Origin of the sequence: Kocuria tytonicola, from assembly GCF_003687175.1 — a bacterium.
GTDB classification, from domain to species: Bacteria; Actinomycetota; Actinomycetes; order Actinomycetales; family Micrococcaceae; genus Kocuria; species Kocuria tytonicola.
This window is the reverse complement of the sequence record NZ_RDEX01000001.1, coordinates 63179-77861: the sequence shown is the minus strand read 5'-3', so window position 1 is coordinate 77861 and position 14683 is coordinate 63179. Positions and strand designations below refer to the sequence as shown.

The window sequence follows — 14683 nt, the reverse complement described above, 5'->3', positions numbered from 1 at the left end:
ACGCAGGAGGACAGCATGGATCCCGTCATCATCGGTGTGGGAGGCCCCGTGGGAGCGGGCAAGACGCAGCTCGTGGAGCGCATCACGCGGGCCATGAGCCAGGAGATCTCCATGGCCGCGATCACCAACGACATCTACACGATCGAGGACGCCAAGATCCTCGCGCGCAACTCGGTGCTGCCCGAGGAGCGGATCGTCGGTCTGGAGACCGGCGGCTGCCCGCACACCGCCATCCGCGAGGACACCTCCATGAACGAGGCCGCGATCGAGCAGCTGAAGAGGCGCTTCCCGGACCTGCAGGTGATCTTCGTGGAGTCCGGCGGGGACAACCTCTCCGCCACGTTCAGCCCCGAGCTCGTGGACTTCTCGATCTACGTGATCGACGTGGCCCAGGGCGAGAAGATCCCCCGCAAGGCCGGGCAGGGGATGATCAAGTCGGACCTGTTCATCATCAACAAGACGGACCTGGCACCCCACGTGGGTGCGGACCTGGACGTGATGGCCGCGGACTCCAAGGTCTTCCGCAAGGACAAGCCCTTCGCCTTCACCAACCTCAAGACGGACGAGGGCCTGGAGAAGGTCCAGGAGTGGATCCGCAACGACGTCCTCATGCTCGACCTTGCCTGAGACGCCCGCCACTGCCAACACCACGACGCCGCCCGCCTCGGGGTGGGCCGGACAGCTGCGCTTGACCGTGGCCGCGCGGGGCGGGCGCTCGTACGCCGCCCGCCAGTTCCACGAGGGTGCCCTGCGGGTGCTGCGGCCGCACTACCTGGACCGCTCCGGGCAGGTCACCTACACGGTGGTCAACCCGGGTGGTGCGTACTTCGGTGCGGACTCCTACCTGCTGGACGTGGCCGTGGAGCGGGACGCCTCCCTGGCGCTGACCACCCAGTCCGCGACCAAGGTGTACCGCACCCCGCAGGGCCCGGCATCCCAGGAGATGATCGTGCGGCTCGGGCCGGGGGCCGTGCTCGAGTACGTCCCGGACCAGCTGATCGTGTACCGGGGCGGGTCCTACATCCAGCGCACCCGGGTGGACATGGACCCCACGGCGTCCCTGCTGCTCGCGGAGGTCGTGACGCCCGGCTGGTCCCCGTCCGGGGAGTCGTTCGCGTACGACGAGCTGCGGATGCGCACCGAGGTGCGGGTGCTGCCACCGGGGGCCCCGGCGTCGTCGGCCGCGCCGGAGGGAGCGCCGCCTTCACCGGGAGCGCAGGTCGCGCAGGGGGTGGACCCCGCCGTGCCCGCGGCCGGTGCGCGCCCGCGGCGGCTCGTGGTGGACCAGCTGCGGATCCAGCCGGACGCCCACGGGGACATCACCGGCACGGGCTTCATGGAGGGCCACAGCCACACGGGACAGCTGCTGATCGCGGACGCCCGCCTGACCGACGAGGTGTACGAGCTGCTCACCGCCGCCGTGGACGCCTCCGAGACCCGCTCCGGCATCACCCGCGCCGGGGTGGGGGAGCCGTACGGGGTGCGCTGCGTGTGCGTGCGCTCCCTGGCCCACTCCACGCAGGCCATTGCGGCACTGCACCGTGCCGTGGTGGACCTGCTGCGCGAGCACTGGCGAGGGCAGCCGCCCCTGAACCTGCGCAAGTACTGAGGCGCACCGCCACTCGAAGGAGAACCGTGTCCACCACGCATCCCACGCTCTACCACCGCTACGTGACCGAGCGGCACCGCCTGCCGCTGCGCGTGCGGGTGGGCCTCACCCTCTCGGCAGTGGCGGCCCTGCACCTGCTGGCCGCCGGACTGCTGGCGACGGCGCTGGCACCCGGCGCCGAGCCCCTCGCCCTGGGCGTGGTGCTCACCGCGTACGCCGCGGGCATGAAGCACAGCTACGACTGGGACCACATCTCCGCGATCGACAACTCCACCCGCAAGTTCGTCTCCGAGGGCATGAACCCCGCGAGCGTGGGCTTCGCGTTCAGCCTGGGCCACTCCCTGGTGGTGACGCTCGCCGGGGTCATGGTGGTGGCGGGGGCGCAGTTCGTGAGCGGGGCCTTCGAGGAGGGCAGCTCCGCGAACCACGTGCTCGGGCTGATCGGCGCCGGGGTCTCCGGGGTGTACCTGCTGGTGCTCGGGCTCTACAACGCGAGCATCTCCGTGGGGCTGCTCCGCACGGCGTCCCGGGGCGGGAGCACGGCGCGGGGCCACCGGCACGACCTGGACGGCAACTGGGGTCTGGTGTCCCGGCTGCTGCGCAAGCCCCTGCAGCGCGTGCGCCGCCCGCGGGACATCTTCGTGCTGGGGTTCCTCTTCGGCCTGGGGTTCGACACCGCCACGACCATCGGCCTGCTGCTGCTCACCGTCACTGCGTCCCTGGCCGGCGTGCCGGCCGCCGCGCTGATCGGGTTGCCCGTGGCGTTCACCGCGGCCATGACCCTGTGCGACACCCTCAACGGTCTCGGCATGATGAAGCTCTACTCCACCGCACTCACCGAGACCGGCACCCGGATGCGCTTCAACGCGACCGTCACGGTGATCTCCGCGGTCTCCGCCCTGCTCATCGCCGTCATCACGCTCGGCGGGTTCCTCAACGACCTCCTGGGACTCACCGATCCGGTCACGACGGCGCTCGCGGAGGTCGACCTCGGGGACGCCGGGCTCGTGCTGATCGCCGTCTTCGCCCTGGTGTGGCTGTGGTTCTGGCGCGCGACGCGCGGGAGCACCGGGACGACGACGCCGGGTGAGCCGCCGGCGCGGCGCGGCGCCGGGCAGGCTTGCGGGCCGGTGCGAGCGGGCGGGGAGGCCTGAGATGGCGTCTGTTCGCCGCCTGGGCGAGCTGGTGGGCGTCCTCCTGCGGGGCGTCTCGCAGATCTTCTTCATCGACAACCCCTGGGCCGGGGGGCTTCTGCTGGTGGGCATGGGGTGGGTCCATCCGTGGGTCGCGCTGGTCGTGGCGACGGGTGCGCTTGGTCAGACCGTGGGTGCGTGGGCCCTGCTGGGAAAGGACGCGGTGCGCACCGGGATGATGGGCTACAACGGTGCGCTCGTGGGGGCGGCCGCGGCGGCGGCACTGGGCGCGCCCCTGCCCGCACTGCTCATGACGGTGGTGGGCGCGCTCGCGTGCGTTCCCGTGCACGCGATCCTGCAGCGGGTCCTCGGCTGCCGTGCCCTGGAATGGGTGCGGCTGCCGGTGGCCACAGCGCCGTTCTGCCTGGTGGCCGGAGTGCTCTTCGACCTGGTGCTGCCCCTGGTGCACCCGGGAACGACGAGCACCGGGGAGGGTGCCGCCGGTGCCGTGCTGGGGGCGTTCAACAACTTCTCGGAGGTCGTGCTCGCGGACGGGCTGGTGCCGGGTCTGCTGATCCTGGCGGCGCTGTTCGTGGGCGGGGTGCGCACCGGCCTGTTCGGGGTGCTCGGCAGTCTCGTCGCGCTCGCGGGCGCGCTGCTGGTCGGCGACGGCGTCGCGCACGTCTCGTCCGGGCTGCTCGGCTACTCCGCGGTGCTGGTGGCCATCGCGCTGGGTGCAGTGCTCTGGAACGACAAACCGCTCTGGGCCCGGCTCACTGGTGCGGTGGTGGGAGCGGCACTGACCCTGGCCATGCAGCCGCTGCTCGCCCTGCTTCCCCTGCCGGTGTACACGTGGCCGTTCCTGCTGAGCCTGTGGCTGGTCATGCTGGGGGTTGCCGCGGTCACACGGAGACGGCGTGCAGGCGGAGATACGCCCATGCGGACGGCACCCGCGCCCACGCAATGACAGAGATGGCGATGAGACCACCGAGCGGGGACACCCAGTTCAGGTCCGGTCGCACCAGCGCTCCGCACGCAATGCCCGCCCAGAGGAACAAGAACGTCATCCCCGCCGCGATTCTGTCGTAGGACACGCGCGCGGCCGTCACCTGGACGGCGGGCTCCGAGGGCAGTGACCCGTGGTGGCGAGCGGAGGCCAGGGCACGCTGCCACCGTGTCTGATCCACGTGGGGGTCCGCCCTGGGCAGACCACGAGACCCAAGCGTGGCAGCCCCGAACATCACGGCCAGGGCGGTCACGATGATCCCCAGGGCCCACCAGTCGCGTCCGGCTTCCCGGGGCACGAACCACGCGAGGAACGGTGTTCCCCCGAACTCGAGGACGCAGGCTGGGAGGGCCCGCAGCACGGTTCCGCGCGGACCGGGAAACACGGCGTCGTGGTCGGCCGCGTCGTCGTGGACTGTCCCCGATGTGGTCATGCGCTCAATCTAGAACAACGCGTGTTCAGGGGGCGGGACACGGGTCAAGGCCCGAGAGGCGGGAATCTTCCCCGGTGAGCCCTCGTTAACACGGGTGACCACATGCACGATCGTCCGAGACAGAAGGAAACCTCATGGCCTACCGCACAGAGAATCCAGCCACCGGAGTCGTGGAGCAGGAGTTCACCTCCGCCACGGACGCGGAGATCGCCCGCGCCGTCGAGCGCGCGGACGCAGCCTTCACGTCCTGGCGCGCCACCCCGGTGGAGCAGCGCGCGAAGGCGCTGAGCGCCGTCGCGGACGCGTACGAGACCCGCGGGGACGAGCTCGCCCGCGTGATCAGCACCGAGATGGGCAAGCCGTTCAAGCAGGCGCAGGGCGAGGTGGCCCTGTCCTCCGCGATCTACCGCTGGTACGCGGAGCACGGCCCGGCCCTCATGGAGGAGGAGACCCTGGACGTGGGCGACAGCGCCAAGTCCGTGGTGGTCACCGAGCCCGTGGGTGTGCTCGTGGGCGTCATGCCGTGGAACTTCCCGCAGTACCAGGTGGCCCGTTTCGCGGCGCCGAACCTGATGCTGGGCAACACGGTGCTGCTCAAGCACGCCTCCATCTGCGCCCGCACGGGTGAGCTGATCGAGGAGATCCTGCACGCCGCAGGCATCCCCGAGGACGCCTACATCAACCTGTTCGCGAGCACGGACCAGATCACGGACATCATCGCGGACCCCCGCGTGCGCGGTGTCTCCCTGACCGGCAGCGAGGGCGCGGGCAAGGCCGTCGCCGTCACCGCCGCCCAGAACCTCAAGAAGAGCGTGCTGGAGCTCGGTGGCTCCGACCCGCTGATCGTGCTCGACGACGTGGACGTGGCCAAGACCGCCAAGACCGTGGCGACCACCCGCATGCGCAACGCGGGCCAGGCCTGCAACTCGCCCAAGCGCATCCTGGTGCCCTCGTCCATGGTCGACGAGTTCGTGGCCAAGGTCGTGGAGACCGTCGAGGGCATGAAGGTGGGCGACCCCCTGGCCGAGGACACCAGGATCGGCCCGCTGTCCTCCACCGAGGGCCGCGACGACGCCGTGGCCCAGGTGCAGCGCGCCGTGGAGCAGGGCGCCACCCTGCACACCGGCGGCAAGGCCCTGGAGCAGGACGGCGCGTGGATGTCCCCGGCCGTCCTGACCGGTGTCACCCGGGAGATGGACGCCTACAAGGAGGAGATCTTCGGCCCCGTGGCCGTGGTCTACTCCTACGACTCGGTGGACGAGGCCGTGGAGATCGCCAACGACTCCGACTTCGGCCTGTCCGGTTCCGTGTGGAGCGCGGACGCCGCGAAGGCCGAGGAGGTCGCGCGCCGGCTCGAGGTGGGCATGACCTACGTCAACGAGCACGGCACCACCATGCCGGGCCTGCCGTTCGGCGGCGTGCGCCGCTCCGGCTACGGCCGCGAGCTGGGCCGCTGGGGCTTCGACGAGTTCTCCAACACCAAGCTGGTGCGCGTGGCGGGCTGACCCCGCACGCACCACCACACGGGTGCCCGGGGTCGCGTGCTCGCACGCGGTCCCGGGCACCTGCCCTGTCGGACGACGACGCCGCGGCGCCACCGACCGCACGACACCAGCAGCCGCGGGGCCCCGCCCCGCCGCACGAAGAGAAGGAGCATCCCATGGCGGATCTGAAGAACCTCACCGAGCAGGAGCAGGCCAACCTGGAGCTGGCCAAGGAGTACATGCGCATCGCCTACACCCCGGGTGAGGCCAGCGCCGACGCCGTGGCGCACCTGTGCGCTCCCGGCAACACGTTCGTGGGACCCACCACGTTCCCGGGCACCGAGACGCTGGAGCAGTACGCGGACGTCCACGGCGAGCTCATGACCAAGCTGGACGACCTGCACTTCGTGAGCTTCGACGTGGAGTTCGTGAAGGACGACCGCGTGGCCCTGCGCTACACCGCCCAGGGCACCCACAAGGGCGCCCCGCACGGCGACATCCAGCCCACCGGCCGCCAGGCCACCTGGACCGCGTGCGCGCTGTTCCGCGCGAAGGACGGCAAGCTCACGGAGTTCGTCAAGGAGTGGAACAAGCTGCCCATGTGGGAGCAGCTGGGCTGGCCCATCGAGGAGTGCCTCACCTACAACGACTGAGACGGTCGCGACGCCCGGTGCGTCGCGGACCCTGCGGCGGGGTCGCGGTCGGTGCGTGGCGCGCCGGTCGCGGCCCCGCGGCGTCGTCGGCCCCGTTCGAAGACGAAGAGCGCGCAGATCACCACGGCCATGCCCGCCAGGGTGGCGCCGTGGAGGGACTGTCCGCGCACCATCCAGTCCAGCACGGCGGTCACGGCCGGGACCAGGAACTGCACGCTGGTCACCGTCACCACGTCCACGCGGCGCACGAGCCAGTAGAGCAGGCCGGTGGCGGCAACACCCACCACGGCGCCCATCCACAGCACCGGGCCGATCGTGGCCGGGTCCAGCGGTGGCAGGGCGGGGCGCAGCACCAGGGCCGCCAGCAGGAACACGGGAACGGCGGTGGTGCTCTGCAGGGCCAGGTTCGCGAGGACGCCCACGCGGGTGCTGCGCGCCTGCACCAGGGTGGCCGCGGTCAGGGCCAGCAGGGCGCCTGCGGCGGCGACCACGCCCCACAGGGTGGAGTCCGCGGCCGAGAACTCGGGGGAGCACGCCAGGACCAAGCCGCCGAGTCCCAGCAGGATGCCAGCCCAGGCCAGCAGGCCGCGCTGCCCCGTGACCACGGCGGTCAGCAGCGGCTGGCACGCCACCACCAGGGACAGCAGCCCCGGGGCGATCCCCGCGGCGAGCGAGCCGAAGAACAGCCCCTGGTACAGCACGTGCATGAGCAGCCCGGTGACGAGCACGGCACCCCACTGTCTACCCGTGCGGGGCAGGGGAGAGCGCACGAACGCCCACAGCAGCCACGCGATCCCCGCGGTGACCACGGCGCGCAGCAGCAGGAACACCGCGGGGTCCAGCCGGGTGAGCCCGAGGGCCGTGGCCACCGCTCCGCTGGACCACAGCAGCAGGAACAGCCCCAGGGCCACGGTGTTGCGGGTTCCGGTCACGGCAGGTCCTCCGGGTGTGGGTGGCGGTGGTCGGTCCAGCGTCCCGCGGCGGGAACGTCCCGGGAAGACCTCCCCGTGCGCACCGCTATACGCTGGGCGCATGACTCTGGAGCTGCGGCACGTGCGGATGTTCGCGGCGCTGGCCGCGGCGCCGTCGTTGTCGGGCGCGGCGCGCGCACTGGGGACCACCCAGCCCACGGCGTCGCGCATGCTGCGGGAGATCGAGGCGGCCGTGGGGGTGCGGCTGGTGGAGCGCGGGCCGCACGGCGCGGTGCTCACGGCGGATGGCGAGGAGTTCGCGCGGCGCTGCGTGCAGGTCCAGGAGTCCTTCGACGCGCTCGTGGACCCCGCGCGCTGGCGCTCGCGGCCCGTGACGGTCGCCTACGCGTGGGCCGGACTGGAAGCGGCGTTCTCGGGTGCTGTGCGCTCGTGGAACGCCGCGCACCCCGACGCCCCGTGCCGCCTGGAACAGGTCCCCGCGCCCGACGCCGCCGTGGCCGGGGGCGCGGCCGACGTCGCCGTGGTCCGCGGTCCCGTCACGGCCCTCGAGGTGCGGAGCAGAGTGCTGTACCGGGAGGACCGGGTGGTCGTGCACTCGCGGGACAGTGCCCTGCACGAGAAGCCCCGCGTGACGGCGGAGGATCTGCGGGACGGCCACGCAGTGGTGAACGTGGACGGTGGCACCACCACCGCGCAGTGGGTGCAGGCCCTGCATCCCGCCCAGGTGGTGCCCGTGCACGGCGTGGACGAGTGGGTCGTCGCGATCGCCGCGGATCCGCGCCGTTACGGGATCACCCCGGAGTCGACCATGCGCTACTACAACCACCCGTCCCTGGAGGTCCGTCCAGCTGCCGGGCTGGACCCCGTTCCGGTGCACGTGGTGTGGCGGGCGCAGGAGCGCTCTGCGGACGTGACGGAGTTCGTGCGGCTGGTGCTGGAGGGTGCGTGAAGCAGCTCCAGCCCCTAGGGTGCACTGAAAGAGGTTGTCGAGTCCGGAGGAAACCGTGCACCCAAAGGCAAAGACATTTTCTGCGGCTCTCGGGATCGCGGTGGTGCTGTGTGGAACCGCCGGCTGCGCGTCATCCCCCGATCCACAGCCGTCGAGCACCGCTCAGCAGATGTTCCCCGACGAAACCACCGAGAACTATTCCATGGGATTCACCGGCGGCTTCCCCACGGGCGCGCCGGAAGCGTCGGCGATCGCGTCTGACGCGTCGGGAAAGGGGCCGTTCACGGCCACGGTGGGCTGCGACGGCGGTGGCTCCATGAAGCTGCGGGTGGACGATCAGAAGCCACGCGACATCGAGTGCACTGCGCAGCCGCAACGCATCGAGGGAATTCAAAAGATCGCCCGCACCGGCGGTGTGAAGTTCTGGATCGCCTCGGACAAGAACGACGGCCACTGGAAGATCCAGCTCGTGGGCGCCAGGCCGTGAAAATGACGATCCGCTGACAGCGCACGCATCCGCGGCTTATCGCTTCACCGCTCCGCCACGGTGCAGATGCACGCCCGGTTGCCCTCCGGGTCCGCGAGCACGGTGAACGACGGCGCGCCGGACTCGTCCACCACGGTCCCGCCCGCGGCCACGGCGGCCCGGATGCGGGCTGGGGCGTCCCGCGGGTTCAGCCACACGTCCACGTGCATCCGCTGACGCGGCGTGGGGTGCGGTTCGGTCTCCTGGAACCACAGGAGGGGGTGCTGCCCGGTGGGGTCCACGACGTCCGGGGCCACGATGTTCTCCGGGTTCATGGAGAGCTGCGTGCTCGTGCCGGGGGTGCGCTCGTCCGGAACGGGTGCCAGCAGGGCCGCCCAGAACGGCCGGATGCTGTCCGCGTCCGCTGTGTCCAGCGCAAGTTCGAGCGAACTCGCCACGGTGCCGGACCGCTCCAGGCCGGCCGCGGCGGCGTCGTCCACGAGCTGCTGCGCGAGGTCCAGGTCCGCGGGTCGGACGGAGCCCTGCGGAACCCCCGGGAGGTGGAGGGTCACCAGACCCGCGCCCAGGGTGACCAGCAGGGGTGCCCCGCGGTCCTCTGAGGCGCCCAGTGCCGTGGCGGCGAAGGAGAGTGCGGCGCCAGGATCGGGCGCGGACCACCGCGCGTGCATCCCGTCCGGCAGGGGCGTCCACGTGGCGCGCACCAGCTCTCCACGGTCCGAGAGGGCGTTGAGCAGGTCTTGTCCCACGAGGTGATCCATGGTCCCGAGGGTAGTGCGACGCCTGCCGCCGTGGCACCCCTCCCGGGCTGCGCGCGGCGGTCGTACAGTGGGAGGCAGATCACACGGAACCGGTGCGGAATCAGGTGGACCATGAGTGCTCAGGAACTGCTGGCGGACGCGGCACGGCGTCCCGTGGAGGCGGCCGAGGCCGCGGTGGAGAACGTCTCCGCGGAGGTCTTGAACCGCATGCCGGAGGGCGCCCACAACTCCATGTCCTGGCTGCTGTGGCACGCGGCTCGGCAGCAGGACGTGCAGATCGCCCAGCTGTGCGACGCGGAGCAGGTCTGGACCGCCGAGGGGTGGAGCGGCTCCTTCGGCCTGGACCGCGCGGCCGAGGACTTCGGCTTCGGGGACCGGCCCGAGGACGTCGCCCGGGTGCGCGTCTCGGACCCCGGGCTGCTCGTGGGCTACCTCCGCGCGGTCTGCTGCGCCACCGCCCAGTACCTCCGGAGCCTCTCGGACGAGGAACTGGACGAGGTCGTGGACGACTCCTGGGACCCGCCCGTCACACGCGGCGCGCGGATCGTCTCCACGATCGACGACACCGCCCAGCACGTGGGTCAGGCGGCCTACGTCCGCGGGCTCGTGGACGAGGACTGGACCGGGCGCTACTGACATGTTCCGGATTCCTGTCCATGAAACGACATGGAAACCCGCAGTTCACCTAGACTGGGTCTACTGACTATCGGCCCCAGGGCTCACGGTGCCGACGTCCATTCCGGGAGACACGATCAACCTATGGCTCGCTCACGCACACGTTCCACCCCTGCCAGGAAGCCGTCCATGGCTCTCATGGCGTTCACCTCCTTCTCCCTGCTTGTCGCGGGGGGCGTGGCGCTGAGCAACGGCACCGAGGTGGCTCCCTGGCAGCCCGCCATGGCGCAGGACCCCCAGGGCCCCCAGCGTTCCGCGCCCTCCGGCCAGGCCGACGACGCCGCACAGCCGGCTGCCCCCTCGCTCTTCGCCGCCACGCCGGACCATGCCGCCATCTCCGCCGCCCAGGACACCTCGCTGGTGTCCCTCAGCAACAAGACGGCTGCCGCGAACGGCAGCAGCGGTGCAGGGGGAGCGGCCTTTCCTCCCGTGAGCTCGGCCGAGCACGCACCGCCCATCTTCGACGGCGAGCTCCCCGTCAACACGCTGATCGCACCCGCCCAGCCCGTGATCGTGCTCAAGGGCGGGGAGTTCGGGTGGCGCACCGCCCCGGACGACGGCCGGCACGAGCTGCACAACGGCACGGACATCTCCGCGCCGGAGGGCTCACCCGTGGTGGCCGCCATGGACGGCACCGTGACCGCCGTGTTCTGGGACGTGTGGGGCGGCAACCGTGTGGAGGTCTCCCACGCCAACGGCATGAAGACCACCTACAACCACATGAGCAAGGTCATGGTCCGGGTGGGGGACCACCTCAAGGCCTCAGAGCAGCTGGGCGCCGTCGGCCACACCGGCCTGCGCGTGACCGGGCCGCACCTGCACTTCGAGACGTGGGTCAACGGCAAGGTGGTGGATCCGCAGTCCTTCGACTGGAAGGTCGGGGAGAAGATCATCCCGGCGTCCCGCCCCGCCTACTCCAACGCGGACCAGGCCGGCGCGGCGCAGCCCCCGGCAGCGACCAGGCCCGGTACCGACGGCGGCCACGCCCCCAAGAAGGCGCCCGCCAAGTCCCAGGACGAGATCAGGGCCCTGGGGCAGAAGACCACCCCCGCGAAGGACGCCTCCAAGGGGCAGAGGAAGGCGCCTGCCAAGAAGCCCGCGACCACACCGTCGCAGGGTTCGGGTAGCGGGCGAACCGTGGCTGACGGGAGCGGGAAGCAGCCCCCGAAGACCGGCGCTCCGACCAGGCCCCACCCCCCGGTGGTTCACCCTCCCAAGAACCCGACCGTTCCCAGGCCCCCCGCCGGAAAGCCGGGCGACCACACGAAACCTGACCCGGGTGCCAATCCCAAACCGCCGGTCAAAGACAAGCCACCGGTGACCCCTCAGGAGCCCAAGCCCGTGGACCCGAGGGTGGCTCCCATCGACACCCTGGCCACCAAGGTGCAGCTGCAACAGCGGACCCAGGCCACGGTGGGTGCGCATCTGGCGCTGTCCCCGGAGCAGCAGGCCAAGGCCTACGTGGTCGGGTCCCCTCTGGACGTGGAGCTCAAGGCGCTCCTGGCCCGGGGCAAGACGCTCGGGGTGCCCGCCACTGACCCGTACATGGTGAAGCTGCTCGAGGCGAGCAACGCGGTGACGGCGGCGTCGCCTCCGCCCGGGAGCATGAAGCCCGTGAACTCCGCGCTCACCAAGGCCGCGACGGATGCCCTGGCGGCACTGCAGGCCGAGGCGCTCAGGGCACCTGTCTACCGCCCTGCCGCTGCGACGGGTCCGGGCGCCGCGACGAACCCCGGGGCTGCTGCACCCGGGGCGGCCGCGCCCGCAGCCCCTGCCGCCCCCGGAGCCGGCGCCCCTGCGGCTCCCGTGAAGTAGCCACAGGAGTCACCCACAGAAGCCCCTCAGACACCGCGGGCCCCGCACAGCGCATCGTCGCCGTGCGGGGCCCGCGGTCGTGCGGGGGCGTCAGGCGCGGCGCACCCGCACCCCGGTGCTCGGGCGGGTCAGCATGTGGGTCCAGGAGAAGGTGAGGTCGTCCTGGTCGCTCGGCAGCTGCACCTCCGGGCGGCACAGCGCCACCACGGCGGCGGAGAGGGACGTGACCGCGATCTTCTCGCCGGGGCAGCGGTGACCCGTGCGCACGCCCGCACCGCCCTGGGGGATGAACGTGGGGATCGCCTCGGCGTCCTCCACCCCCAGGAACCGCTCGGGGTCGAACGTGGCCGCCCGGTCCCAGGAGGCCGGGTCCGTGTTGGTCCCCAGGATGTCCAGGACCACGCGCTCGCCCTTGTGCACGGGGCAGCCCTGGATCTCGGTGTCCGCGGTGACCTCGGCGGGGAGCATGGGCACGAACGGGTACACGCGGCGCACCTCCTGCGCGAAGGCCACGGCCTCGGGCACGTCCAGGAGGGTGCCACCCCACTGCTCGGAGGCCGCGCGGATGCGCTCGATCCACTCGGGATGCTCCACCAGGGCGGTGGCCGCGAACGCCGCGAAGCGCGCCACGGCCACGTTCGGGCGGGTGAGGTTCTGCAGCTCGACGCCCGCGGTCTTGGCGTCCACCAGCTCACCGTTCTCGTCCACGAGCCCGGCCATGTGCGCGAGCACCGAGTCCTCGGGCGCGGCGACCTTGCCCGAGCGCACGTCCCTGATGAGCGCGGCGAAACGGCGGTCCAGGGCGATCCGGTCCAGCCGGGAGACCAGGTGGGTGGCGGGACGCCCGAAGGTGTCCAGCAGGCGGCTCATGCGGTGGGCCCAGCGGTCCATCTCCGGCACGCCCCACTGGATTCCGGCCCAGCGGAAGGACGCGCGGCCGAAGGCGATGGCGGTGCTGTCGTAGACGGTGTCGCCGTCCTTCCACCGCTTCACGAGGTCCTCGAGCTCCTGCGCCACGAACGGCTTGTACGCGGCCACGCGCTCGTCCTCGTACGCCATGTCCGCGAGCTGGTTCTTGCGCACCCGGTGGGCCTCACCGTCCAGGCCGTGCACGGCGCCCGCGCCGAAGAGGGGGCCCTGCACGACGCCGGGCATGGCGCCGTCGCGCTGCACGCGGGACGTGTCGTAGAAGAGCTTGACGCCCTCCTCGCCGCGGACCAGGACGGTCTGCTTGCCCAGCAGCGGCATGCGCACGGGGCAGCCCGAGTCCGCGGACAGGCCCGCGCGGCGTCGTGCGCGGGAGGCGAAGAGATAACCGGAGCGCAGCAGGGAGAGGCCCTGCTCGGAACGTGTCTGTCCGAACTGTGAAGTCATGCCCCCAGTATGGGGCCGGGCGCTGACGGGCTGTGCTCAGGAACGACCGCGCACCCGCAGTGCGCCCGCGAAGAGGAACGCCAGCACGCCCATGAAGGGGAAGACGAACAGTGCGGTGCGCAGCCCCACGGCGTCGGCGAAGAGGCCCACCAGGGGCGGGGAGATCACGAAGACGATGCGCATGCACCAGCTCACGAGCGTGAGGCCGGTGCCCGGTTTCAGCCCCGGTGCGCGGTCCGCGGCGGCGTACGCGTTCGGGACCATGGTGGCGCAGCCGAAGCCCGCGAGCGCGAAACCCGCCAGAGCCACCCAGGGGGCGGGGGCCAGGGCCACGGCGCCGAGGCCCACGAGGATCAGTACACCGCCGACGCGGGTGACCAGCACCGCGCCCAGGGCGTCGATGAGCCGGTCGCCCAGGATGCGGCCCACGAACTGCGCCCCCACGAGGCTCACGTACCCCAGGCCCACCATGCCCACGGGGGCGGAGAGGACGTCCCGGAGGTAGACGGCGGACCAGTTGGACCCCACGTCCTCCACGAGCACCCCGGACATGGCGATCACGGCAATGGGCAGCAGGGCGAGCAGTGCGGCACCGGTGCCGCGCGGGAGGCGGGGGAGCCCGGCGGTGTCCAGGGGAACGCTCTCGGCCTGGGCGGCGGCGTGGGAGTCGGGGTCGTCCGGCACGGCCCAGCGCATGGCCAGCACGGCGACCGCGGAGAACAGCACCGCGCTGGTGAGGAAGTGCCACACGAACGGCACGTGCAGCGCCGCGGCGCCCGTACCCATGAGCCCGCCGATCACGGCACCCACGCTCCACAGGGCGTGCATGGAGTTGATCATGGAGGTCCCGGCCAGCCGCTGCACCCGCAGCCCCTGGGCGTTCTGGGCGGTGTCCACCACGGCGTCCAGCACCCCGGCGAGGAAGAGCCCCGCCCCGAACACGGCGAGCACCGGCACGGACCCGGCCGCGAACACCGCGGTGGCCAGCAGCACGGATCCCACGGCCGCGGTCCGGGCGGTCCCGAAGCGCCGCAGGATGGGCGCGGGCAACGGCCCGGCCACCACGCCGCCGATCGGAAACGCGATCAGTGCCAGCCCGTACATCGCGTTGGAGAGCTCGAACATGTCCTTGATCTCCGGCAGCCGCGGCAGCAGGTTGGAGAAGATCGCGCCGTTCGTGAGGAAGAGCAGGGAGGCGGCGATCCGCGCGCGGGTGATGCGCGCGGGGTCCATGGAGGGGGAGGCGGCGGGGACAGACACGTCCCCAGGCTACGGGCCGGACCGTGAACGCCCGAAAAGGTGTATGCAGACGTATTTACTTTGGGTAGGTAAGGCGCTACGCTTCAGATGTTACTAATGCAAAATCATGAGAGAA

The 14683-nt window shown here is 71.6% G+C and carries 15 protein-coding genes; 10 read left to right on the top strand and 5 right to left on the bottom strand.

The window, feature by feature from the left end; genetic code table 11:
* The first annotated feature begins 15 nt into the window (after positions 1-15).
* From ureG to EAE32_RS00315, 4 genes are read left to right on the top strand one after another with little or no spacing between them, the layout of a single operon-like run.
* A complete protein-coding gene (gene ureG / locus EAE32_RS00330) occupies positions 16-627 on the top strand; it encodes an urease accessory protein UreG (RefSeq protein WP_121844828.1) in 612 nt (203 codons plus the stop codon).
* Positions 620-1609 (top strand): urease accessory protein UreD, encoded by a 990-nt coding sequence (locus EAE32_RS00325; protein ID WP_121863797.1) that lies wholly within the window; start codon positions 620-622, stop codon positions 1607-1609. Before ureG ends, EAE32_RS00325 begins: the two co-directional genes overlap by 8 nt.
* Before the next feature lie 26 nt (positions 1610-1635).
* Complete coding sequence (locus EAE32_RS00320) at positions 1636-2763, top strand: HoxN/HupN/NixA family nickel/cobalt transporter (protein WP_121863796.1); 1128 nt, start codon at positions 1636-1638, stop codon at positions 2761-2763.
* A 1-nt stretch (position 2764) separates the two neighbouring features.
* Positions 2765-3709 carry an urea transporter gene (locus EAE32_RS00315; protein WP_121863795.1) on the top strand — a complete coding sequence of 315 codons (945 nt, stop codon included), beginning with the start codon at positions 2765-2767 and terminating at the stop codon, positions 3707-3709.
* Here EAE32_RS00315 and EAE32_RS00310 read toward each other — a convergent pair.
* Positions 3645-4181 (bottom strand): hypothetical protein, encoded by a 537-nt coding sequence (locus EAE32_RS00310; protein ID WP_121863794.1) that lies wholly within the window; start codon positions 4179-4181, stop codon positions 3645-3647. The two genes, EAE32_RS00315 and EAE32_RS00310, sit on opposite strands and share 65 nt — an antisense overlap.
* Positions 4182-4315: 134 nt before the next feature.
* On the opposite strand from EAE32_RS00310, the gene EAE32_RS00305 reads away from it, so the two are divergent.
* Positions 4316-5686: an NAD-dependent succinate-semialdehyde dehydrogenase gene (locus tag EAE32_RS00305; RefSeq protein ID WP_121863793.1), complete on the top strand. Its 1371-nt coding sequence runs from the start codon at positions 4316-4318 to the stop codon at positions 5684-5686.
* A 155-nt stretch (positions 5687-5841) separates the two neighbouring features.
* Positions 5842-6318 carry an ester cyclase gene (locus tag EAE32_RS00300; RefSeq protein WP_121863792.1) on the top strand — a complete coding sequence of 159 codons (477 nt, stop codon included), beginning with the start codon at positions 5842-5844 and terminating at the stop codon, positions 6316-6318.
* On the opposite strand, the gene EAE32_RS00295 is transcribed toward EAE32_RS00300, so the two are convergent.
* Complete coding sequence (locus EAE32_RS00295) at positions 6306-7250, bottom strand: DMT family transporter (protein ID WP_165860427.1); 945 nt, start codon at positions 7248-7250, stop codon at positions 6306-6308. The genes EAE32_RS00300 and EAE32_RS00295 overlap by 13 nt on opposite strands.
* A 100-nt stretch (positions 7251-7350) precedes the next feature.
* On the opposite strand from EAE32_RS00295, the gene EAE32_RS00290 reads away from it, so the two are divergent.
* Positions 7351-8199, top strand: a complete 849-nt coding sequence (locus EAE32_RS00290; RefSeq protein ID WP_165860426.1) for a LysR family transcriptional regulator — start codon at positions 7351-7353, stop codon at positions 8197-8199.
* A 55-nt stretch (positions 8200-8254) separates the two neighbouring features.
* Positions 8255-8686 (top strand): hypothetical protein, encoded by a 432-nt coding sequence (locus EAE32_RS00285; protein WP_165860425.1) that lies wholly within the window; start codon positions 8255-8257, stop codon positions 8684-8686.
* 44 nt (positions 8687-8730) lie between these two features.
* Here the strand turns inward: EAE32_RS00285 and EAE32_RS00280 are convergent, their stop codons facing one another.
* Positions 8731-9444, bottom strand: coding sequence for a VOC family protein (locus EAE32_RS00280; RefSeq protein ID WP_124035138.1), 714 nt, complete (start codon positions 9442-9444; stop codon positions 8731-8733).
* Positions 9445-9555: 111 nt separating this feature from the next.
* Between EAE32_RS00280 and EAE32_RS00275 the strand changes: the two genes are divergently transcribed.
* Both EAE32_RS00275 and EAE32_RS00270 read left to right on the top strand, forming a co-directional pair.
* Positions 9556-10080 (top strand): mycothiol transferase, encoded by a 525-nt coding sequence (locus EAE32_RS00275; protein ID WP_121863788.1) that lies wholly within the window; start codon positions 9556-9558, stop codon positions 10078-10080.
* A gap of 168 nt (positions 10081-10248) precedes the next feature.
* Complete coding sequence (locus EAE32_RS00270) at positions 10249-11934, top strand: M23 family metallopeptidase (protein WP_243635519.1); 1686 nt, start codon at positions 10249-10251, stop codon at positions 11932-11934.
* A 90-nt stretch (positions 11935-12024) separates the two neighbouring features.
* Here EAE32_RS00270 and EAE32_RS00265 read toward each other — a convergent pair whose 3' ends face one another.
* Together EAE32_RS00265 and EAE32_RS00260 are read right to left on the bottom strand one after the other, a co-directional pair.
* On the bottom strand, positions 12025-13308 hold the full coding sequence (locus tag EAE32_RS00265) for a cytochrome P450 (protein WP_121863786.1): 1284 nt from the start codon (positions 13306-13308) through the stop codon (positions 12025-12027).
* A 36-nt stretch (positions 13309-13344) separates the two neighbouring features.
* Positions 13345-14568 carry an MFS transporter gene (locus EAE32_RS00260; RefSeq protein WP_243635518.1) on the bottom strand — a complete coding sequence of 408 codons (1224 nt, stop codon included), beginning with the start codon at positions 14566-14568 and terminating at the stop codon, positions 13345-13347.
* Between the last annotated feature and the right edge of the window lie 115 nt (positions 14569-14683).